The sequence below is a fragment of the Pyrococcus sp. ST04 genome, from assembly GCF_000263735.1.
Taxonomy (GTDB): domain Archaea; phylum Methanobacteriota_B; class Thermococci; order Thermococcales; family Thermococcaceae; genus Pyrococcus.
This window is the reverse complement of sequence record NC_017946.1, coordinates 493,263-514,778: the sequence shown is the minus strand read 5'-3', so window position 1 is coordinate 514,778 and position 21,516 is coordinate 493,263. Positions and strand designations below refer to the sequence as shown.

The window sequence follows — 21,516 nt, the reverse complement described above, 5'->3', positions numbered from 1 at the left end:
CATGAAAGGGGCCCATTTCTTTATATCCCTCTTCCTGTGGTTCATACTGATGGCCCTCCTATTTGGAACTCCAGCTGAGATAGCCCTTATTCCTCTCACCGTTTTGATAATAGCCTTTCTCATTCCATCACCTCAAGTTGTTGATGTTAGAAGAGAGATCAAGAAGGTGAGGATTAGAATTGGAGAGGAAGTTGAAGTAAGGGTTAAGATTAAGTTCAATGGAATCGGCCCCGTTTTCGTGAGAGACCTTGTCCCTGCTCCCTTCAAGGTGGCTGGATCAACCTCAAAGTTCTCCTTTATCCACCCTTTAAAGAGAGAAGTTGAGATATTCTATAGGCTTAAGCCCCTAAAGAGGGGAAAGTTCACGCTTAAAGGGGTTGAAGTTCTCTCCTTCCACTTCCTAAGGGTTCATCCAATGAGGTGGAGCCTTGAGGGAGAGGAGGTAGAGGTCTTAGTGTTACCTCCACTACAAGTCGGCAGAAGTGCTAGACTAAGAAGAATACTCACCAAGGGATTCCCCGTCACCCTATACTCGTTGACTGGATCAATAACAACCGACTTCAAGGAGATAAGGGAGTACTCCCCGGGAGACCCATTCAAGTTCATAAATTGGAAGGCCACCGCTAGGAGTGGGAAGCTACTCGTCAATGAGTTCGAGAGAGAGGGTAAGAGGAGTGTGATGATATTCCTAGATGCAAGGATAGAAGAAGTTGGAAGCTACGTTGAGAACCCGCTCGAATATGCAATAACCCTCGCCTATGCACTGGCAGAATTCCACTTATCCATAGGCAACAACGTCGGCCTCTACGTGGTCGGCCAGGAAAAGATTGTGACACCCTCATCCTCCTCCTCACACAGGGAAACTATACTGAAGGCCCTTCTCGGGGCCGTCAAAACCACAGATGAGACATTTGAGGAGGCGTTTAAGAAGGCTAAGAGCGTCCTAACTAGGTTCTCCCCAACGGTTATTATAATAACGAACGTCGACGAGGAAAAAGCTAGAGAGCTTAAAAACATCAAATACAGGAAGGCCATGATAGTTGACGTTTCAATCTATGGAAAGTTTGAAGAGAACCTAAGGCCCTTGATCAACGTTAAGAAAAGGGCTATCCACAAGGAAATCGGCATTCCGGCAATTCTTTGGGATGTTTCCAAGGAGGACGCCAGGAAAGCGCTGATAAGGGTGGTGAGGAGTGCATGATGAAGCTCGTTAGGGTTGCGTTGGGGTTTTACTTCCTCTACGAGATAGTGAACATCGTTAAAAGCGTGAGGGAAGTTGAAAACTTAATAGGGCTCGGCCTCCAAATACTCGGAATACCTCTAAGCACCGATGAGTTCTTCCTGCTCCTTACGATTCTCCTCGCCGTAGGCTTTGCTCTCTCCGAAAAGTCCCTCCAAAGTTTGGCCTCAACCCTTTTTATGCTGAACTCATTTCTCTGGCTCCTAAACAGTCCAATAATGAGAGAAAACTTCCCCACAATAGTTAGCATATTTCAAGCGTTCCTTCCAGAGGAGGAGTGGGGAACTAAAGTGATAACCAGCGTGCTCCTTCTGATGGTAGCCTTCATCGTTGACATTTACTCCAAGTACGAGGATGCCGGTCTGAAGTGGGAAGACTCTTCTATAGGATTTTTATACTCTTTAATTCCAATAGGGATCGGTGTTTTAGTCTTTGATATTTTTAAAGAGCGTGTTCCAAGGCTAACTCAAATTCCAGGAGAATACTATCCAGTCCTAATATTGATCTTAGCCCTAAGCTTCTACTTACTGGCCTACGGAAGGACAAAAGATGTTGTTACCGTGGTAAAGGTGAACGTTCCCGTCAACACTGAGTTCAGAGTTGAAAATGGAAAGATAATAGTGATCCCAAAGTCTGGGCCAAGGGAGGTTAAGGTGGAAGAATTTAAGGGCAAATACGAAGCCTACATAGAGGTTAAGGGGATAAAAACTCCCCTGAAGAAAGTGATGGACTTTTCCGAAAGAGGAAAAAGAATCATCGTTTACTCAAACGAGGAGATGATAAAAATCTAGAGGTGGTCAGGATGAAAAAGATCGTGTTGTTAATGATACTCCTCCTAGTCACCCCGGTTTTAGCTTGGAAAGGAACGCTATGCGAGAATGTAAAATACCAGAAAAGCATAGAGGCCGTCGCAATCGAAAACTCAACAATCTACGCCTCCTGCTCCTACAGAATGCTAGCGAACTCCTCGGGAATGATAGCGGTTTATTACCTTGGAACAACGGGAGCGTTCTCAGCCAATGGAACAAGGCTTTGGGAAATAGATTCAGGCTTCGTAACCAAGCTCTCGACTTGGAAGGATTATCTTCTGATGGGAAGCATGGGAGGATTACTGAAGGTTAATTCAAGTGGAAACTATACGGGCAGATTTCTCACGAAGTATAAACTATACGATTTCGTCATAGATGGGAACTACGCCTACCTCGCCAGCGGTGATGTTTTCATAAATTACAGCAGAGGAGAAGTTGCAAAGGTTAACCTCAACACGATGGAGAAGGTGTGGTCGGTAAACTTAACGGAAATGGCGGACAGGGTTAGGGTTGGCGATATAGTTTACGTAGGAACAGGTTATCCCTCAGGCTTCGCCGGAAAGTTAAGGTTCGGAAGCCTCTACGGAATATCAAAGAACGGGAAGATCTTATGGAAGGTCAACCTTGAGGAGTGGGTTCGAGATTTGGAGGTCTGGAATGGAATGGCAGTAGTTGGAACTGGCTACAACAACACTGGCCACCTCTACGTTATAGATGCCGATGGCAACGTAAAGCTCAACGTCACCCTCTTCTACGTTGAGGACATAACAATTGACGGGGAAAAAGCATACGTGGCCGGCTATAAGAAGGTGGCCGCCGTTGACCTAAAGAGCGGAAAGGTTCTCTGGGAGGTTCCTCTACCTTACAGGGCGAAGGTAATTAAAGAGTTCAACGGAAAGCTTCTAGTAGGGACTGGAGAGTTCAAGACAAAGAACGAGACTGTTTACAGCGTTGGAACTCTCTACGTTCTAAACAAAGAGAACGGAAAGATAGTTAACGAGATTCCAACGGGCTACGTGAGGAGCTTAGCTGTAGGAGATGGGGAAGTTGTCATAGGAACCGGTAGCAACGAACTTCTGGTTCTAACGAAGGAAGAGATAGTTCCAAGGTCAACATGCGGGCTGGGGGTTATGCTCCTCCTAACTCTCCTCGCCCTCATTAAGAAACTCCATGAGGGTTAGAAACTCCTCCACTCTATCCTTAACCTCTCCCTCAACCTTTTTATCCCTAGTTATCTTCTCCACCCTTCCATCCCTTATAACCGCCAGCTCATCCCCAACAACCTTCAGAACCCCAACCCCACCATCAACCCTGGCAATAGCGCCGTTGAGGAGGAAGGAGTAAAGGGAGGTAACGAAGTTTATCAAATTCCTCCTGTCGTATGCTAGGGGATTCCTGCCAACAGTAACGATGACCTCGAATCCCCCAGAGAACCTAAGCCTGATAGCCTTCCTTGGAGGCTTAAAAAACTGAAGCTCAAGAGGTTCAACGCCCTCAAGAGCCTCAAGGTTGAAGGAAACTTCCCCCTTGGGCCTCACATAGAAGACTAACCTTTTACCCTCTATCCTGAAGCTCGCCCTCCTGAATCTGGGGAACTTGGGCGGATTCAGAATGCTGTAAGTTAGGATATCAACCCACACTTCTTAGCTTGGGCAACAACCCTAATAAATCCTACCCACGAAGTTTGAGTGATGTTCGGAAGGCTCAGGCTCGAGGAAGAAGTTGAGGTCAACCTAGGGGATGAGAAGATAAGGGTGGAGAGAAAAGATGGAAGCTTCCTCTACGTTAGGGGAGAGAGGGAAGTCGAGATTATTGGAGAAGAACTGAACATACTCCCAGCCCCCGCCAAGGGATACGGCGTAAAGCTCATGATGATTAGACTCGACAGACCCGTTGCAGTTTCTCCTGGAAAGAGGGTTGAGGGCTTCTTGAGCGTTCCCATTGAGGTATCGGTGAGGGTTGGGGATGTTGAGATAGACAGATTTTCAGTTGGTAGGGAGAAGTATGCGCTCTACGGAACCCTCGAAAGTGGGGTTATAGTTAGGTATGCGAGGGCAAGGCTCGAGAGCGAGGCAAAGGCAGTTGGAAATGTTAAGGTTCTCATAGAGAACAGTGGGAGCTCGTGGGGCCTGGTGGAGAGGATAGTGTTTCCCCTCCTCAATGTAATGTACTATTCGAGAGAGAAGGCGTTTTATCCCTTAATAAGGGTGAGGATAAACAAGGGTGTTGATGTTATAAACACCGGAGAGCCCCCTATGAAGGGACTTGAAGTCGTTGGGGAGAGGAAGGAGATAGCCTTTAAGATGAGGTGGTAGCATGGACATTCCAGCTATATCCATCTCGCTGAAGGATCTTGCTTCAGCGATCCTGACAATTGCCCTGGGCTTTGCTATAGCGGAGATCCTCTACAGGTGGATAGTTAGCCTCTCGAAGAGCTCAAAGTACGTCTGGATATTTAACGAGGATACGGCTAAGCTACTCAGGAACTTCGTGATAATAGCGTCAATTCTCTCAGCCCTTGACAGAGTTGGAATACTCAACGTAACCGTCTTCGGAACGAAGCTGAGTGGCATAATAGCAGGGTTCCTCCTATTCTACATATCCTATCTAATAGGGAAGAAGGCCCAGGAGTACTGGGTGATGAGAGGAGGGGCAGAGGCCCAAATAAAGGCGAAGGTCTTCTACTACCTGCTGATAACCCTAGCATTCTTCCTGGCTTTGAACGTTGCAGGCTTCAGCGGTAGGCTGACAACGATAATAGCTGCTGCAGGGATAACTGGAATAGTCCTTGGTTTCTCGGCACAGACAGTTGTTGCCAACTTCATCTCCGGAATATTCATGTACTTTGATAAGCCCCTCAAGATAGGCGATCCAGTAGAGGTCGGAGGGTATTCTGGGATAGTCCACGACATAAGGATACTCTCGACGAGGATAAGGACGTGGGACGGCCTTCTGGTTAGGATTCCAAATGAAAAGCTGTTCAACAGCGAGATAAAGAACCTCGCGAAGTACCCAGCTAGAAGAGTTGACGTTGTTGTGGGTATAGCCTACAAGGAGGACGTGGAGAAGGCGATTGAGGTGATTAAGAGGACGCTGGATGAAATTCCTTACGTGCTGGCCGAGCCAGAGCCGATGGTGTTCGTTGAGGAGCTTGGGGACAGTAGCGTCAACCTTGCGGTTAGGGCCTGGGCTCCCAGCGAGAAGTGGTTCGATGTGAGGGTTCAAGTTCTGCAAAGCATCAAGGAGGCACTTGATAGGGAAGGAATAGAGATCCCGTTCCCGCAGAGGGTGAACTGGTTTGCAGAGGAGTTGAGGGTGAAGGTGGAAAGGGATTGACATTCCTAGTTCTTTTGGGCTATCTTTCCTACCCTTTTTGGAGATTTTTGGTTTGGGTCGCCCAATGCAACCGGCGATTCCAATGCCAACCGACCATACCGATTGCCACAAAAGCGATCGGTAGCGGAGACGGTTCGTCAGATTTGGTAATATCATTATGTTGTTCAGGCCCTCACAAAGCGGTAAATGTCCACGGCAATCCTAGCTAGCCTCTTCCTATGGAAAAAGAACTGGGCAGGAATCTCGAGCCACATTGTCAGCCTGTGGGTTATCAGGAAGCCGTTGTCCCTAACGAAGGCCTCTATGAAACGCCTGACCTCCGGCTTGACAAGATGAATCGAGTAAACGACGTCCTTAGGGAGGTCCTAGCAAGCCTCGAAGAGGAAGAGGAGGAAGAGGTCTTCAGCGAGGAGGAGGAAGAGAAGGTCAAGGAGAGGCTCAGGGCCCTCAGCTACCTCGACTGAGGTGGTGTCATGGTCTCAAAGCCCCACGGCGGCAAGCTTATACGCCGGATAGTGGTCGAGCGAACCCGCGAGAGGATACTTAGCGAGCGGCACGAATATCCGTCCGTTCAGATAGACCATGGCAGAGCCATAGACCTTGAAAACATAGCCCACGGAGTCTATTCGCCCCTAAAAGGCTTTCTAACGAGCGACGACTTCCAGAGCGTTTTAGATAATATGCAGCCGAGGATTAAGAACCTGAAGGTTAGGCAGGTAAATCCAGCCCTTGAAGGAAAGCATTACCCTTCAGCCTCCCTGGTCGTCTCGGAGTATTTCGGCATCTGGAATGCCTGGAGCGCCCTCGGTGCCATGGGGGACATGAGTAAGAGGGCCCTCGAGGTACCCCGCGTCGAGGAGCTTCTAAAGGCGGAGGGACTTTCAAGGGAAGACACCTTGAGGCTCATCGAGCTGATTGACTCGAACTACATTGTGATGGATAGAAAGGCAGTTGAGGAAGCCCTTCACGTCCTCCTCGGCCATGAGCCCAAAGAATTGCTCGAATACGAACCGTGGGTCAGGAAGGTGGAGGCAACAAAGGAGACCATTGAAGAAGCCATATCGAGCGTTGAGGAGAGAAACGGCTTCGCTATAGTCGAGTTCGAGAGCCCCTTCAACATAATCTCAAAAGTTGCCAGAAAGCTCGTCTGGGAGAAGGGCTACCGGGGTGCGGTCGTCGTGAACCACAACTTCCACGGAAAGGCCCAGCTCTACTTCCGGGTCTCACCGAAGGAAACCGATAGGATAAGTGTCCCGACCATAATCAAGAAGCTGAGGGACCACGGGATAAAGGCCATGAAGGGTGCCTTTGCCATAAACCAGTGGCTCATCGAGGAGGGACTCCTTAAGGTCGAGAACCCGCCGAGGGAAGGGCCAGTAAGGCTCGACAAGGTGAAAGTGAAGTGGAACGAGACGATTGCATGGGCTTGGGGCGGCTACTACTCCCGTGTGTTCATCAACGTCAAGGGGAGGGAGCCGCACGGTGTAGTTCCGCCCGAGAAGTTCCAGGAGGTCAGAGATGAGGTTGCGGAGCTTATAAAGAGCATCAGGGGTCCGAACGGCGAGAAGTGGGATACTAAGGTGTTCTATCCGGAGGAGATATATCCCGTCGCCAAGGGCGACAAGCCAGATATGATAGTCTACCTCGATGATCTGAACTGGAGGGCTGCCGGGACATTAGGTTATGAGACACCGTATCTTCAGGAGAACGACACTGGACCAGATGATGCCGTGCATGCGGAATACGGCGTGTTCTCCCTATACCTGCCCGGTATGGACGAGGCAAAAAGGATACAGCTGACGATATACGACTTCGCACCGACGGTGCTGAAGCTCTTCGGGATGAGGAAGCCACTCAGGGGAAGGAGCATCGTTTAATTTACTCCTTAATCTTTTTTGAGGGATGCGACGAGGTTTAAGATGGTTGTGGAGGAGTGGAGGCGAGTCAGAACCACGAGACCTCATCATAACATCAGCCAAGGGTGGGATCATCATCGTTATGATGTTTTAGGGAGAGACTTAAAAACTATGTTCGTATGGGTGAACTACATGAGCTCGACTGTTATCAGCGTTCACATAGATTATAAAGAGGAGGAAAAGAAGCGAAAAGCCCTCGAAAGATTCATAGAAGTCGTTAAGACACTCCCAGGGGTTCCCGAGGGGAGGGCAAAAAGGCTCGTGAGGGAGGATCGTGATAGTCATTGACGCATCTCCTTCTCAAAGGTTCTCCTTCGAGAAAACGGTTGGGAGAGCGTGCCTGCGATGAGGATAAGGAAATTGTGCTTATCTGATTAAATCCGTTCTGTCCACCATCATATAATTCGGGGGTTGCGGGTTTCCGCATCCTGATGGGCAAGGTTTTTCTGCCTCTGTGACCAAAATTTTAAAACTCAACGGCGGCCTTTCCTGGAAGAGGTCAAGATGAAGAGCCTGGAGCAGGGGTTCACTATATGGCTCACGGGGCCGAGCGGTGCTGGAAAGACGACTTTGGCTGTAAAGCTCGCCAAGAAGCTCAGGGAGATGGGATACCGCGTGGAGGTTCTTGATGGCGACACGATAAGGAAGACCCTCTACCAGAACCTTGGCTTTTCAAAAGAGGCCAGGGAGATGCACAACCGCGTCGTTATACATATGGCCAAGCTCCTGAGCAGGAACGGCGTTATAGCCATAGTGTCCCTGATTTCTCCCTACAGGGCCGTCAGGGAGTACGCCCGAAAAGAGATAGGCCGCTTCATCGAGGTTTACGTCTATGCGCCGCTCGAGGTCAGGATTCAGCGGGACCCGAAGGGTCTCTACAAGAAGGCCATGCGTGGCGAGATAAAGGGATTAACCGGATACGACGGCGTCTATGAGGAGCCCGAAAATCCTGAGGTTGTGGTGGACTCTTCAAAGATGACGCCCGAGGAGGAGGCGGAGCTTGTCATTCAGAAGGCCAAGGAGCTCGGCTACCTACCGTGAGGGAGGAGCATGCTAGCCTTTATCCTCCTTGGCTTCGTCGTGGGATTTTTGGTTGGCCTTACCGGAGTGGGTGGAGGAGCTTTGATGACGCCCGCCCTCATATTCTTGGGCGTTGAGCCGCTGACCGCGGTAGGAACCGATTTGCTATACGCCACGGTGACGAGGGTTTTTGGGGTTTTCTTCCATGGCAGGCGGGGACACGTGAGGACGGACATAGCATTCCGCCTCCTGGCCGGGAGTGTGCCTGCCGTGCTTGTGGGGGGCTACATCGTGAGGCACCTGCCGAAGGAGCTGCTCAATCGGCATCTAACACTCGTCCTCGGGATCATTCTTATCGTTACGGCGACGCTGAGCCTTCTGAGGGGTGAAATTAGCATTCCAGTAAGGCCGAGGTGGGCCTACGTTTACCTGCTCGGCTTCATCGTCGGCCTGACTGTCCATTTCACATCCGTTGGTGCTGGAGTTATCATAAGCTTCTCCCTGATGAATGTGGCCAAGATAAACCCGCGGAATGTTGTGGGGACGACTATTTTCTACGGCCTAGCGCTTTCCGCCCTCAGTTTCCTAAGTTACGCGAGCATGGGAAGCGTTGACTATCAACTGGCGGGGGCGCTTATTTTGGGAACGGTTCCGGGCGTTTATTTTGGAACCCATGTGAACGCAAGAGCTGATAAGGAGCGGCTGAAGAAGGTTATAAACTTCATTATCCTACTCATCGGCCTGTTTACGCTTTTAAACGGGAGATAAAGCAAGATTTTACTTGCATTAGAATGGTGAGGAGCGCCGCACGGAAGAGGCAGATGTGAAGCTTCACTCCTCGCAAACCTTGTCCCAGATCACAGCCCTACTTCCCTCACGGGTCATAGAACTGCTCCTGAGTTAGACTTGCTCGGGGTAAAGCTTCCGCTTCAACCTCCCCTGCACGACGCTCCTCATATACTATTTGGTGCTTCAACTATATAAACCTTTGCTTTTATCTAATGCAAAAGTTTTCTCCAACTTTTCGAAATAAGTTCGCGGAATTGACGACAACGTTTTCATTTATGCAATGATAAAGCCAAAAGAGAACATCAAAGATTTAAGCGGACTTGTTGGGAGAGATATTCTGATAAGTGATGCAAAAAGGTGAGCCCTATGGGTGAGGCAAGCTATAATGCCGCAGCACCACTTGCACGGTTAATCCCAATATTCTTGAACTCTGCCGCGTTTCTTTATCCGACAATTGTTTTCCCAGCTCTATGCTCTATTCAAAAACCGAAATTCATCCCTGTTAGCTGGAACTATATGAAGCCTTTAGCTATTAGTTTTGTCTTGTTAGGAGGGTTAAAAGCATTGAATTTAAGGCTAACCAATATCTGGTATACAGTGCCAGTTCTGATGGCATTTTGGGAATTTACTTTCTGCTTGTTTTTCTGGTTAGTAAAGTATAGATAGAGAGTATATTGAGCTGCTAATGGAATGGAAAAAAAGTTGGGAATAAACTTAAAATTGATAAAAATACAGTGAAAAAGTTCCTTTGAACTCAGAAGTTTTTTCTAATATTTATCTTTCTTATTGCACTTTTTAGTTTTGCCTGTTTTAGGAATTTTTTTGCATCCTTAATGAGCATTATCTTGACGTCTTCAGTTATCTCAGCATTAGGGTCATAAGGCTTAATAAATTCAAGAACATTATCATCCACGTTGTATATACCCTTGTAAGGCCCGTGATAAATTGCAATACGATGTTTTTCCATTCTTACTTTATCAGCTTCAGGAATATTGCTAATGTTTTGGGCTATTCCGAAAGATTCTGAGAAAACGACATCAGAATATAACCCAAATATAAACTTTTCAATATCTATATTGTTCATATTCTGAAAGTAGACTAAAGTAGTCACAATATCCCATACCCTGGTTAGGCTCAGCCATTTGTTCTGTTCTAAGTTTATTGTGCAGTCCCAGCCAGGGATTTTTATAAAAAATGGTACCTTTAAAAGTTCATCATATAAAAACGTGCCATGTCCAATCTTACCATATTCCCCCAAGAGTTGCCCATGATCACTCGTAATTATAATTACTGAATTGTCAAATAACATCTTTTCTTTGAGGATACCTAACAATTGACTTATGTACTCCCCAAGTTGTTTAGAACGTCTTAAGTACTCATCCCTAATGCTATCAAGATCAATGTTATTAAGCATTTCAGGAATAAAGTTGGCACGAAGATTTTTAAGATTAATGTCTTTATTTTGATCTTTTAAGTAAGGTTCATGCATCTCCATAATATTGACCAATAAAAAGAAGGGAGGATTTAACGATACTTTGGAAATATCCCTAATTAGCTTTCTAGTACCCATGTCAATCGCATAAAAAGGGGATATCTTGTAGAGGGTATAAAACGCATGCAATAAGTAATGGATTGGAAGCTTCATAAGTATTGAAAAGTGTCCCTGTTTGAGTAACTTAACAAATGTTCTAACTTTTCCATATGAATGTCGTAGATCTTTTATAACTGCCCTTTCTGAGATTGTTAGGATATCTTTTTTATTACCTAAAAACCTCTCAATCACTATATCAAAGGGAGAAAAACCAAAAAGAGGATGTACATATGGATTAGAAGTAAACAAATAAGTTCTGTATCCCTTCTTTTTAAGAACATAGTTTAGTAACTTTATTCTCTGTAAAACACGCACCTCATCTGCTTTTTTTACTGGAGTTTCGTGTGTGCCATGAACACTTGGATATTCCCCTGAAAGCATTGAAACATGAGAAGGAATTGTCCATGGGGAAGGAGAGATGCAATTAGGCAATTTACAGAATCCTTCTTTTACTAAGATACTATCAAGTGACGTAGAGTAGTCCTCTCGAAGAGTATCTAGTACTATCAGCACAATATTGGGAAGAGTACTCATCCCACCCCCTCCATGCTTTAATTAAGTACAGGTTTAGAGCACCATTTCTAAAGGATTTATAAATTTTACATCTAAATCCTGCTTTACTCAAGATATCCAATATTTCACTAATACTCCCTAGACCCTCACCTTCATGAACCTCCATAACAAGTCCGTCGTTAATATCCTCGAGTTTGCCTGTCGAATACAATCTTCTTAGTACTTCAAACTCACATCCTTCACAATCTACCTTAAGAATATCAACGGAGTCCAACACATCAAAGAGTTCCGCGATATCAAAAAGTGGAACATTAAAGTGTTTAGTGTTTGGCAGATAAAATTTAGATACATATCCAGAAGAGTCAAGATGAGCTTCATCTGTTTCTAACAACATCTGACCAGTATGCCCTCCCACACCTGCATTCTTGAGTCTAACAACGTTACTCAACTTATTAATCTTGATGTTATATTGGGCTATTTGATATAAGATTGGATGGGGTTCAAAGCTGTATACTCTTTTTGCTCCATTGAGAGCAAAGAACACTGCAGTGTCCCCAATATAAGCTCCAACGTCTACAACTGTCTTGTTAGATACATCAAAGACATTATAATCTTGATTGATATAAGTATCCACTAAAACTCCCCATCCGTTTCTATAGTCAGGAAGATCAAAATGAACAAGCCTATCTTTAAAGTGAAACTCCACATACGGACGATTAGTTTCAGGATTTACTCCAATATTGCCACGTAACTTGGTTATAAGCAAGAAGTAAGTATTAACAATCCACATATCTCTTATTGGGATTTTTATACCATTTACAACAATAGTATCCTCACTAAGATGGCTAATATATCCCATCTTATCAAGAAGACAAACGTTAGACAATGTTCCAAGCCAACGGTAGTCAGACTTAGACAAGCTACTAATACGCAGTCCTGATTTACAGGATAACTTCAACGTTTGTTTTGCTCCTATGTAATTAAGAATACACTCAATAGGATTATTTGTGTATTTCAGTATACCAACCAAACTCCTAATAATATTTAAGATAACGCTCAAAGTTCTCACCCCGTAAATACTTTGTTTATTTCCCCTAGATCACGACGCTTTATTTTGTTCCTTTCGGAGATTACATATCTTAATGCTTTTAACGTGAGAGCTGCTTCCTTAAATCTATTCCTTATATTTCCTTTAATCCCTCCAATAACAAGCATTATAAGAAAGCCAAACCTACTCCACCAGTAAATAAAGTTGTTTAAGGCTTTTTTGTCAAGCCCATGTTTATAGAAAACATACAGTTGGTAAGCTTCCCGAATTAAAATAAACTTCTCGGAAGGTATTCTTCCAGCGGAAGATCTTAAGTGGAGAAGCCGGGCGTTCATTGCCAGACATACGGGATTCGCCCCATAACGCTCCTTGAGGGAAAGGGCAAAATCGTGATCCTCCCTCCAACTGTACCTTAATAGCTTCTCATCAAATTTCAATCCTTCTTTAAATACCTTCTTCCTTATTGCCATGTTATTACCAGTTAAAAGGTCACATTTTAGATATTCCACAGACGAATCAGCAGTTGGATAAACACTATCGAGAGAAACTAAGAGTTTTGCCTTGTTCTGAGATGTATGGAAAAGCCAAAAGAACCTGTTAAGAAGGTTGTTTAAGGTACTCATATGGATATTAGTTATAAATCCAATAGCAGCCATAGCTTGGGGACATTTTTCAAATGAACGATGGATTTCTGCAATGTAGTTGCTAGAGAGGACAACATCATCATCCAAAAACAGCAGTATATCACCCTTAGCTAGCTTTGAACCAATATTCCTAGCTCTAGTCAAACTCTTAAATTTGCTCCTTGTTTTTATGTATTTTAATGGAATCCCTCTCCTATGAAAACTTCCCCTCATCTGGGCAACCAAGTTTAATGTATCATCATTGGAACTGTCATCGACTATGATAACCTCAAGGGGCTTAAGAGTCTGGGCTAAAAGTGACTCTAAGCACCTTTTGAGATCATGAGCCCGGTTATACGTGGGGATAATTACTGAGACTCCACTAAGATGTTCTCTCCGCATACAATCACCCTTCAGTTACTCTAGCTTTTTGATCTTTTTGTTGGCAATGGAAAGCTTGAGGAAGTTAAGGACAGCCTTTCTCATACCCTTAAGTGCCTCATCATAAGAAATATCCAGAGATGCCATATTATTTACTTCTTCAAACTTCCAATCATTGACGTTAAATATGCCTTTAAAACCATTATAGTAAATAGCAATCCGATATTTATTAAGCTGTTCCAGATTTCTTTTTTCCTCCTCTGTCTTAGGGGGTTCATTTATAGATGATCCATAATTCTCCGAGAAGACAGTATCGGTGAAAAGAGTAGCTTCATCAACGTATCCATGTTTAACAGCATCGAGTATTAACTTCCGTAATTTAATAAGACTAAAATACTTAGTCATATCAAAACGAGAACCTTTGTCAAATTCTACATCTAACTGCTCAATGGGATAATGAATAAAGAGTGGGACTCTAATGAGTTCGTCATACAGGAATACTCCATGACCTATACGGTTATATTCTCCAAGGAGTTGGCCATGATCGCTGGTAATGATAATCAACGAAGAGTCAAAAAGATCATTACTCTTCAGCATTCTCAGGATCTCAAGCAATTTATTTTTTAAGTATTGGACCTCCATTCTGTAGGCATGCCTCCATAGGGACAAGTACTTCTCAGGCAACTTCGAATTAGTTTTTAGATTATGCTTTCGAACTTGCTTGAAAGGATCATTTTTGAGATAAGGCTCATGAGCTTCCATAAGATTAACAAAAATAAACCTTGGAATTTTTGAAGGTCTCATAGACTTAAAAACAGATAATGCTTTTTTCACTCCCTTGTCCAACGGCCAATCTCTATCTATAATGCCTATTCTGTTAAGAGAATAGGAAACGATCAATTTTAACAGGATACGCACATGACCAGTACTAAGAAGAGCATGGATTAAGTCAACCCTTGACTGAACCTTATATTTCAACTTTAGCCTGTGTAGTTCATTTTTCTCATTTTCAGATAGCCATCCCAGAGTCCGATATATGTTATGAAACTTATTAAAATATCTAAATCCAAAATTCGGCGTTATAAATGGATTAGCACTCACAAGGATAGTTTCATAGCCTAACTCAAAGAGATCACGAGATAGTAAGGGTAATGATTTTCCAAGACGTAGGGAAGTGATATCCTTATTGGTTCCACCGTGAACACCATGGAAAGCAGGATACAACCCAGTAAAAATAGATGCATGTGAGGGCAATGTCCACGAAGAGGTTGAAATGGCATTGTCATAGTATACAAAACCTAATTGCTCCATAGAATTCTTTAAAAACAGCCCGTAATCCCTTCTGAGAGTATCCAGCACAATTACAATGACATTAATGTTATCCATGATTCCTTCCCCTCCTCAGGCGCACAGATTTAGTTATCAATTCAAGAATACCAATGATCTCTCCAATCCCAACACTCACTCCCCACAAGAAAAAAAATGGGAGAAATTTAAATTCTTTGTGTCTGAGAATTAAAAGAATTCCACCGACTACCGCTCCGATGGGGCTCATCAATTTCTTCCAGTCATGATACTTCGAAAATAACATAATGTTTCCTTTTCCATACCAGATCCTCTGTTTTATGAATTCTTTAAATGAGGACCTGTGATGGTGAAATACCCACCTTCTATAGGAGACTCCAAACTTATATCCCTTCATATGTACCCTTCTCCAGAAATCTTGGTCTTCACCAGCACCTTTAAAATGAACGTCAAATCCAATGTCAATGATAATCTCGCGTTTTATAACACAGGCCATCATAGGAAGTTCAGTTTTTTCACCGGGAATATTGAACTTATTTCGGAAATAAAAATCCATACCCCTTTCCCAATAATTCCTGAGCTTGGAGGTTTTTATCTGAGCGTGAATTCCGACCCAACAATTTCTATTCATCTCTTCAATTAGGACATCAAAAAAATCTTCTGCAGGTATTATTACGTCCGAATCTATGTATGCAACGTACTCCCCTTTGGCTAAGATTGCACCCAAAAATCGGGCATATCCTAATCCTCGTCCATTATCGTGGTAAATCCTTTTAGTGAAGTTTCTTGCAATATTCAGGGTATTGTCATTAGATCCTCCATCTATGATTATTACCTCAAATGGCTTAGCTGTTTTTATAGATTCTAATGTTTCTTTAAGTGTTTCTTCGCTATTTTTAGTACATATTATAACTGAAATATTCTTATGCCCATCCATATCACACTCCCCTCATTAGAAGCACTTTAATAAGATTATTTTTTAAGTTCATATCATGTTCTACGAATTCGACGATCCATTTATTATCAACTCTCCTCTCTTTCTTCTCTAATTTCTCCAAATATCCCTTGAGAAACCCAGAAGCTTTTATTGGACTATCAATTATTGCCATATACATAATCCACGCAAAAACTGATAGCACTGGTGTTCCCAAATAATAGTTAACATATCCTCGTTTTATAGAGGACTTATAATATCCATACCTTTCTTGTGTTGGTCTCATTTGAACTGCAATGGCATTAACAATTTGTTTTACCTTCCATCCTTTTATTCTGGCCATATAATTTGAAAAAACATCAGGGGCATAAAATTGTTTGTATCCTCCAATATCGTTGAAGCACTCTCTTCTAAAAACACGAGGACTCCCTCTGGCAAATTGAGGGTTAGTACGTTCCCAAACTAATTTTTTTTTTTCAGTTAATATATAAACCCCTCCACTAGCGATCCCCAATTGTGGGTCATTTTTAAATTCCTTTAGGATTTTTTCAAAAAATTTACGTTCTAAAATAAAGTCAGCATCTACAAGTCCAATGAACCCATAGGGTATTCCCATTTCATGTGCAATTTTCCTGACTACCCTAAATCCTTCTCTAACGACAATAGAATACCTATATGTGGGATCATAATCAAAAACTCCATCCTTGAGCTCATACCCTATAATCCAACTGTGTTTTTTAGATAAGTCTCTAATAATCTTTTCAGTTTTGTCAACACTATTATCATTCACAATAACCCATAAACTTGGCTTAATGCTTTGATTAATAACACTTTTAGCAAGTAAAGGTAGCGTTTTTTCTTCATTTTTTGCAGGGGTTACTAAAATATATCTCTTAGTTTTCATACTCCTCATATTTTATCTTACACCCGTGGATTTTATAAGTGGGGGATCCACTTAAATATATATCGGTGAAAAATGGTGAATATCTCAATTATAGGTTCCGGTTATGTAGGCCTTGTCACGGGTATAGGATTCGCAAAGCTTGGGAATGAGGTCACATTCGTTGACGTCGATGAAAGAAAAATTGAGCTGATCAACCAAGGAATCCCTCCAATCTATGAAGAAGGTCTTGAAGAGCTCATGGACGAGCTCAGAGGCAGGTATTATGCCACGAGAGATTATGAAGAGGCCATCTTGAACTCTGACGTTACTTTCATCTGTGTTGGAACCCCCTCTCTCGAAGATGGCTCAATCGATCTTAAGTACGTGAAAAGTGCCGCTGAAAACATCGGCAAAGTCCTAAAGAAGAAGGACGAGTATCACGTCGTAGTCGTCAAGAGCACCGTCTTACCCGGAACGACGGAGGGAATTGTAAGGCCCATCCTGGAGAAACACTCGGGCAAAAGGGCCTTCAGGGATTTTGGTCTCGCCATGAATCCTGAATTCCTGAGGGAAGGCGTGGCCCTAAGGGATTTTCTGAACCCGGATAGGATAGTCATCGGAGTTCAGGACGAAAGGACAAGAAAGGTCCTTGAAGAGCTCTACGCCCCGATAGACGCGCCCAAGCTCGTAGTGGACATCAAAACCGCAGAGATGATTAAATATGCTTCGAACGCGTTCCTAGCCACCAAGATAAGCTTCGCGAACGAGATAGGAAACATCTGCAAGAAGCTTGGCATAGATTCTTGGAAAGTCTTCGAGGGTGTCGGCCTAGACCACAGGATTAGTCCTCATTTCTTCCGCTCCGGCATCGGCTTCGGGGGCTCGTGTTTTCCAAAGGACATCAGAGCTCTAATTAGCAAGGCCAGGGAAATCGGGGAAGAACCGCTGATTCTGGAGGCCGTTCTAAAGGTCAACGAGAAGCAACCGTTCAGGCTCATCGAGCTACTGAAAAAGCACGTTTCCGAGCTAAAGGGAAGGACCATCGGAGTGCTGGGTCTGGCCTTCAAACCCAACACCGACGACGTCAGGGAGACGAGGGCATATCCCATAATTAGGAGGCTCCTCGAGGAAGGGGCTATCGTGATCGCCTACGATCCCAAGGCCATGGAGAACTTCAAGCACATGTATCCCGACGTCGGGACGAAGATAAAGTATGCGGGCTCCGCTAGGGAGGTGCTTGAAGTTACTGACGTAATACTCATACTGACGGAATGGCCGGAGTTCGAGGGGCTCGACTACTCCGGAAAGATCGTCATTGATGGAAGAAGAGTGAGGGCCGCCGAAAAGACCGCGAAGGTGTACGAGGGGGTGTGCTGGTGAAGATAAAGAAGGCGGTGATCCCCGCGGCCGGCCTAGGAACCAGGATGCTTCCCATAACGAAGTCGATGCCCAAGGAGATGCTTCCCATCGTAGATAGGCCCGTAATCCATTACGTGGTAGAGGAGGCCATAAGGGTTGGAATAGACGATATCTTGATAATCACTGGGAAAGGCAAGAGGGCGATTGAGGACTACTTCGACAGGAGCTTCGAGCTGGAGTATTACCTAAGGGAGCGGGGGAAGCTTAGGGAGCTAAGGCAGGTGGAGGAGATTGCTGAGATGGTGGACATATACTACGTGAGGCAGAAGAGGCCGCTGGGGTTAGGAGATGCGATATTACACGCGGAGAAGCACGTTAACGGAGAGCCGTTCGCCGTGCTACTTGGCGATGACATCATAATAGCCGAGAAGCCGGCCATAGGACAACTCATGGAAGTTGCGGAGGAGAAGAACGCCCCCGTTATAGGCGTTGAGAAGATCCCGTGGGAGAGGGTAAGCAGGTACGGGATAGTAAAGGGTAAGGAAATCGGAAAATACCTCTACAAGGTGGAGGATCTCGTAGAGAAGCCTCTCCCCGAGGAAGCCCCCAGCAACATCGCAATAATCGGAAGGTATATCCTGCCTCCAGACATCTTTGATGCATTGAGAGAAACACCTCCAGGAAAAGACGGGGAGATACAGCTCACAGATGCCCTCAGGCTCTTACTGAAAGATAGGGATCTTCTTGCGAAGAGAATTGAAGGAAAGAGGTACGATGTTGGCGATAAAGTGGGATTCATAATAGCCAACGTTGAGCTAGGTTTGTTGAGGGGGGACGTTCGTAAACCTATTCTGGAGTACTTAAAAAGACTAACATTAGGAGAGAGCAAAAATGAGTAGGCCAACAGTATCTGTAATAATACCCACTCACAATAGAGCCCATATGTTGGTAAGAGCCATTCGTAGTGTGCTCAACCAAACTTTTGAGGATTTCGAACTAATAGTTGTGGATGATGCTTCCATCGACGATACACCTAAAGTTGTTGAGAAGATAAAGGACAGTAGAATAAGGTATATCAGACTGGAAAGAAACTCAGGAGGACCTGTTGCAAGAAACACTGGAATAAAGAGAGCAAGGGGTAAATACATTGCATTACTAGACGATGATGATGAGTGGTTACCTAGAAGGTTGGAACTCCAAGTTAAGAGGATGGAAGAAGTTGATAAGAACGTAGGCGTAATATACGGGGGTTTCTACTATGTTTCTCAAGACACAGGAAAAATAATAGGAAGACGCTTGCCTAAGCATCGAGGGTATGTATACGGACATCTCCTCAAAGAAAATTTTGTTGGAAGTCCAACACTTCTAATAAAGAGGGAGTGCTTCAAAAAGGTTGGGCTCTTTGACCCAAAGCTCAAGAGCTCCCAGGACTGGGACATGTGGTTAAGGATATCTAAGTACTACGAGTTTGACTACGTGCCCGAGATCGTTGCCAAGTACTACGTCCACGGAAGGCAGATAACCTTCAACATAAGAAAGTACATTCCGGGTAGGGAGCGCTTCATAAGGAAGCACTTGGATATATACAAGAATCCAAAAGTGCTTAGCATTCATCTCAGCCAGATAGGTTTGATTCTTATATTAGGAGGAAACCCCAAAAAGGGACTAAAATATTTGGCCAAATCGGTCGCAATAGCCCCACTAAACCTCGAGAATTACCGTAAGCTCCTGGAGCTCGCTCTTGACTCTCGATCGATGGAGTACGTTAGAAAGATACTCAAACACACCTAGAGTGAGTCTCTCTAAGGTTAATGACTCAAACTTCTGTATGTCAAAATGATGCTTTCGGCTTTGAGTGAATGGAAGCATAAACCAGAAAATGTGTACTAAACTGCATAAATTTTTTGGGCTCATAATGGTTCCCTGTAGAGGTAGGAAAGGGTTTCCAAACACTGATCCGCCTTAAAAGGCGACTTAATGCTTCTATGATATATATTTTTTCTCAGCAAGGTAGTCCTTGAGGGCTTCTTTCCAGTGCCTCATCTTAATACCAATGTTCCCGAGCTTTTTAACGCTCAGCGCCGAGAACTTCGGCCTTTTTGCCAGTCTATTCAGTTCTGTGGAGCTTATGGGTTCTACCTCAACGTCCCAGCCAAGGATTTCAAAGATAGCCCTTGTGAACTCATACCACGAGCAGAAGCCATCGTTGGTCATATGATAAACTCCATATTCGGGCATGATTTTGAGAAACTTGGCCAAACCTGCTGCAACATCTTTCGTATAAGTTGGGCTCATGAACTGGTCACTTACTACCCTGAGCTTTTCCTCCTTCTTTGCCCTCTCTATTACCCACTCAACGAAGTTCCCACCTTTGCCTCTTGCTCCCTTTTTTCCGTAGAGACTGGCCACCCTTATTATGTAGTGCCTACTTGAATAGTTCCGCGTGAAAATTTCGCCAACGTACTTACTCACCCCATAGACGTTTATTGGATTTGGGATGTCGTCTTCAGTATAAGGCTTCCCCTTCTCACCGTCAAAAACATAGTCCGTGCTTATGTAGACGTTTATAGCGTTAATTTTCTCCGCTATTTTTGCAACGTTTAAAGCTCCAATCGCATTGACGCGGAAGGCCTCCTCGGGATGAAGTTCTGCATCATCAACCCTAACATAAGCGGCGGTATTTATTACTACATCCGGCTTGATCCTTTCGAGCACCTTGAGGCTCTCTAATACTGTTACATCTACGTCTCTATGAGATAATGGGATGACTTCAAAGGTCAGATCCTTAGAGAATACCTCAACTATGTCGCTCCCCAGCTGGCCAGTGGCGCCGATAACAGCAACCTTCACGGGACATCACCTACATTGGTTCCCTCTTCGGGAGAATTTAGGAGGTGTATTCCCTTCTCCTCAACAAAATCACTATCAAACGAAAAAGATCGTTAAATCAGCTATCCTTTCCAACCTCTCTGAGTATTTCTTTGAGATTTATGCCCTTGAACTTCCCGTGAAGTTTCTGAACGCTATACTCTATAACAATTTCTCTCTCAAAGATTCGTTTTACTCTCTTAATGTTAATTGTCTTCAGTATCTCGTCAGGAATATTAAGCTCGATGGAAATTTTTCCCGTATTCCCCACCATCAATATGTGTTTGCCAATGGCAATATAAAATGTTTTAGTAAAGACTAGAACACCCACCCCTTCTTGATGGCCTCTTTGAGGGTTGGCCATTTCTTGTCTTTCTCTGAGAGTACTGGATTGTCTATCGGCCATTTTATCCCTATATCTGGATCGTTCCAGATTATACCTGCCTCGTGATCGGGCGCATAGACGCTGTCAACCTTGTACACTACTTCAGCGACGTCGCTAAGGACAACGAAGCCGTGTGCAAAACCTCTCGGAATGTACAATTGCCATTTGTTGAACTCCGAGAGTATCACACCAACCCACTTCCCAAAGGTAGGAGAGTTCCGCCTGAGATCCACGGCCACATCGAAGATGACCCCCCTCACAACCCTCACTATCTTGGCCTGTGCGTAGGGCTCCCTCTGGAAGTGCAGGCCCCTGAGGACACCGTATTTCGAGCGGGAGTGGTTATCCTGGACAAATTCCCCCTTAATGCCGGCCTTCTCAAAGTCCGACCTCTTGTATGTCTCCATAAAAAAGCCTCTCTCATCTTCGAAAACCTTAGGCTTTATTAGGATGACACCCGGTATTTCAAGAGGAATGAACTCGAAGGGCATTTCGATCACCTCATTTACGGACTTG

The 21,516-nt window shown here is 44.4% G+C and carries 22 protein-coding genes and 2 pseudogenes; 13 read left to right on the top strand and 11 right to left on the bottom strand.

Annotated elements, in window-relative coordinates; genetic code table 11:
- Position 1: 1 nt before the first annotated feature.
- The 3 genes from PY04_RS02610 to PY04_RS02600 are packed head-to-tail and all read left to right on the top strand — an operon-like array spanning position 2 to position 3,230.
- Positions 2-1,201 (top strand): DUF58 domain-containing protein, encoded by a 1,200-nt coding sequence (locus tag PY04_RS02610; protein ID WP_014733629.1) that lies wholly within the window; start codon positions 2-4, stop codon positions 1,199-1,201.
- Positions 1,201-2,031 (top strand): hypothetical protein, encoded by an 831-nt coding sequence (locus tag PY04_RS02605; protein WP_014733628.1) that lies wholly within the window; start codon positions 1,201-1,203, stop codon positions 2,029-2,031. Before PY04_RS02610 ends, PY04_RS02605 begins: the two co-directional genes overlap by 1 nt.
- An 11-nt stretch (positions 2,032-2,042) precedes the next feature.
- Positions 2,043-3,230, top strand: coding sequence for a PQQ-binding-like beta-propeller repeat protein (locus tag PY04_RS02600; RefSeq protein ID WP_014733627.1), 1,188 nt, complete (start codon positions 2,043-2,045; stop codon positions 3,228-3,230).
- On the opposite strand, the gene PY04_RS02595 is transcribed toward PY04_RS02600, so the two are convergent.
- Positions 3,189-3,689 carry a hypothetical protein gene (locus PY04_RS02595; RefSeq protein WP_048055918.1) on the bottom strand — a complete coding sequence of 167 codons (501 nt, stop codon included), beginning with the start codon at positions 3,687-3,689 and terminating at the stop codon, positions 3,189-3,191. The genes PY04_RS02600 and PY04_RS02595 overlap by 42 nt on opposite strands.
- Before the next feature lie 51 nt (positions 3,690-3,740).
- Here PY04_RS02595 and PY04_RS02590 point away from each other — a divergent pair, with 51 nt between their 5' ends.
- The gene (locus tag PY04_RS02590; protein ID WP_048055917.1) at positions 3,741-4,364 is read left to right on the top strand and encodes a DUF432 domain-containing protein; all 624 of its coding nucleotides are present in this window, start codon (positions 3,741-3,743) and stop codon (positions 4,362-4,364) included.
- A gap of 1 nt (position 4,365) precedes the next feature.
- On the top strand, positions 4,366-5,385 hold the full coding sequence (locus PY04_RS02585) for a mechanosensitive ion channel family protein (RefSeq protein WP_014733624.1): 1,020 nt from the start codon (positions 4,366-4,368) through the stop codon (positions 5,383-5,385).
- Between the two features lie 164 nt (positions 5,386-5,549).
- Here PY04_RS02585 and PY04_RS09730 read toward each other — a convergent pair.
- A pseudogene (locus PY04_RS09730) lies at positions 5,550-5,738 on the bottom strand (DNA methylase); the annotation flags it as partial.
- On the opposite strand from PY04_RS09730, the pseudogene PY04_RS09755 reads away from it, so the two are divergent.
- The 5 genes and pseudogenes from PY04_RS09755 to PY04_RS02560 all read left to right on the top strand — a co-directional run.
- A pseudogene (locus PY04_RS09755) lies at positions 5,727-5,849 on the top strand (CopG family transcriptional regulator); the annotation flags it as partial. The pseudogenes PY04_RS09730 and PY04_RS09755 overlap by 12 nt on opposite strands.
- Before the next feature lie 9 nt (positions 5,850-5,858).
- The gene (locus PY04_RS09725; protein WP_014733623.1) at positions 5,859-7,262 is read left to right on the top strand and encodes an alkaline phosphatase family protein; all 1,404 of its coding nucleotides are present in this window, start codon (positions 5,859-5,861) and stop codon (positions 7,260-7,262) included.
- Between the two features lie 171 nt (positions 7,263-7,433).
- Positions 7,434-7,589, top strand: coding sequence for a hypothetical protein (locus PY04_RS09640; protein ID WP_167884971.1), 156 nt, complete (start codon positions 7,434-7,436; stop codon positions 7,587-7,589).
- Positions 7,590-7,805: 216 nt separating this feature from the next.
- A complete protein-coding gene (cysC, locus tag PY04_RS02565) occupies positions 7,806-8,342 on the top strand; it encodes an adenylyl-sulfate kinase (protein WP_014733622.1) in 537 nt (178 codons plus the stop codon).
- 9 nt (positions 8,343-8,351) lie between these two features.
- The gene (locus tag PY04_RS02560; RefSeq protein WP_048055916.1) at positions 8,352-9,089 is read left to right on the top strand and encodes a sulfite exporter TauE/SafE family protein; all 738 of its coding nucleotides are present in this window, start codon (positions 8,352-8,354) and stop codon (positions 9,087-9,089) included.
- A gap of 775 nt (positions 9,090-9,864) precedes the next feature.
- Here the strand turns inward: PY04_RS02560 and PY04_RS02550 are convergent.
- The 6 genes from PY04_RS02550 to PY04_RS02525 all read right to left on the bottom strand — a co-directional run bounded on the left by PY04_RS02550 (position 9,865) and on the right by PY04_RS02525 (position 16,418).
- The gene (locus tag PY04_RS02550) at positions 9,865-11,235 is read right to left on the bottom strand and encodes a sulfatase-like hydrolase/transferase (RefSeq protein WP_014733619.1); all 1,371 of its coding nucleotides are present in this window, start codon (positions 11,233-11,235) and stop codon (positions 9,865-9,867) included.
- Entirely contained in the window at positions 11,165-11,848 is a 684-nt protein-coding gene (locus PY04_RS09635; protein WP_167884976.1) for an FkbM family methyltransferase, read from the bottom strand. The genes PY04_RS02550 and PY04_RS09635 overlap by 71 nt, the downstream gene beginning before the upstream one ends.
- Before the next feature lie 431 nt (positions 11,849-12,279).
- Positions 12,280-13,287, bottom strand: a complete 1,008-nt coding sequence (locus tag PY04_RS02540; protein WP_014733617.1) for a glycosyltransferase family 2 protein — start codon at positions 13,285-13,287, stop codon at positions 12,280-12,282.
- A 15-nt stretch (positions 13,288-13,302) separates the two neighbouring features.
- Positions 13,303-14,652, bottom strand: coding sequence for a sulfatase-like hydrolase/transferase (locus PY04_RS02535; protein WP_014733616.1), 1,350 nt, complete (start codon positions 14,650-14,652; stop codon positions 13,303-13,305).
- Positions 14,645-15,508: a glycosyltransferase family 2 protein gene (locus PY04_RS09370; protein ID WP_014733615.1), complete on the bottom strand. Its 864-nt coding sequence runs from the start codon at positions 15,506-15,508 to the stop codon at positions 14,645-14,647. The genes PY04_RS02535 and PY04_RS09370 overlap by 8 nt, the downstream gene beginning before the upstream one ends.
- Position 15,509: 1 nt before the next feature.
- A complete protein-coding gene (locus tag PY04_RS02525) occupies positions 15,510-16,418 on the bottom strand; it encodes a glycosyltransferase family 2 protein (RefSeq protein WP_048055914.1) in 909 nt (302 codons plus the stop codon).
- A 66-nt stretch (positions 16,419-16,484) separates the two neighbouring features.
- On the opposite strand from PY04_RS02525, the gene PY04_RS02520 reads away from it, so the two are divergent.
- Genes PY04_RS02520 through PY04_RS02510 form a run of 3 tightly spaced genes read left to right on the top strand, consistent with a single transcriptional unit; the run spans position 16,485 to position 19,538 of the window.
- Positions 16,485-17,768 carry a UDP-glucose/GDP-mannose dehydrogenase family protein gene (locus tag PY04_RS02520; protein WP_048056182.1) on the top strand — a complete coding sequence of 428 codons (1,284 nt, stop codon included), beginning with the start codon at positions 16,485-16,487 and terminating at the stop codon, positions 17,766-17,768.
- Positions 17,765-18,646, top strand: a complete 882-nt coding sequence (gene galU, locus PY04_RS02515) for a UTP--glucose-1-phosphate uridylyltransferase GalU (protein ID WP_048055913.1) — start codon at positions 17,765-17,767, stop codon at positions 18,644-18,646. The genes PY04_RS02520 and galU overlap by 4 nt, the downstream gene beginning before the upstream one ends.
- The gene (locus PY04_RS02510; RefSeq protein ID WP_014733611.1) at positions 18,639-19,538 is read left to right on the top strand and encodes a glycosyltransferase; all 900 of its coding nucleotides are present in this window, start codon (positions 18,639-18,641) and stop codon (positions 19,536-19,538) included. Before galU ends, PY04_RS02510 begins: the two co-directional genes overlap by 8 nt.
- Positions 19,539-19,730: 192 nt before the next feature.
- On the opposite strand, the gene rfbD is transcribed toward PY04_RS02510, so the two are convergent.
- The 3 genes from rfbD to rfbC form a co-directional block, all read right to left on the bottom strand.
- On the bottom strand, positions 19,731-20,597 hold the full coding sequence (gene rfbD, locus PY04_RS02505; protein ID WP_014733610.1) for a dTDP-4-dehydrorhamnose reductase: 867 nt from the start codon (positions 20,595-20,597) through the stop codon (positions 19,731-19,733).
- A 97-nt stretch (positions 20,598-20,694) separates the two neighbouring features.
- Complete coding sequence (locus PY04_RS02500) at positions 20,695-20,889, bottom strand: hypothetical protein (protein ID WP_048056181.1); 195 nt, start codon at positions 20,887-20,889, stop codon at positions 20,695-20,697.
- Between the two features lie 44 nt (positions 20,890-20,933).
- The gene (gene rfbC, locus PY04_RS02495; protein ID WP_014733609.1) at positions 20,934-21,491 is read right to left on the bottom strand and encodes a dTDP-4-dehydrorhamnose 3,5-epimerase; all 558 of its coding nucleotides are present in this window, start codon (positions 21,489-21,491) and stop codon (positions 20,934-20,936) included.
- Positions 21,492-21,516 lie beyond the last annotated feature (25 nt).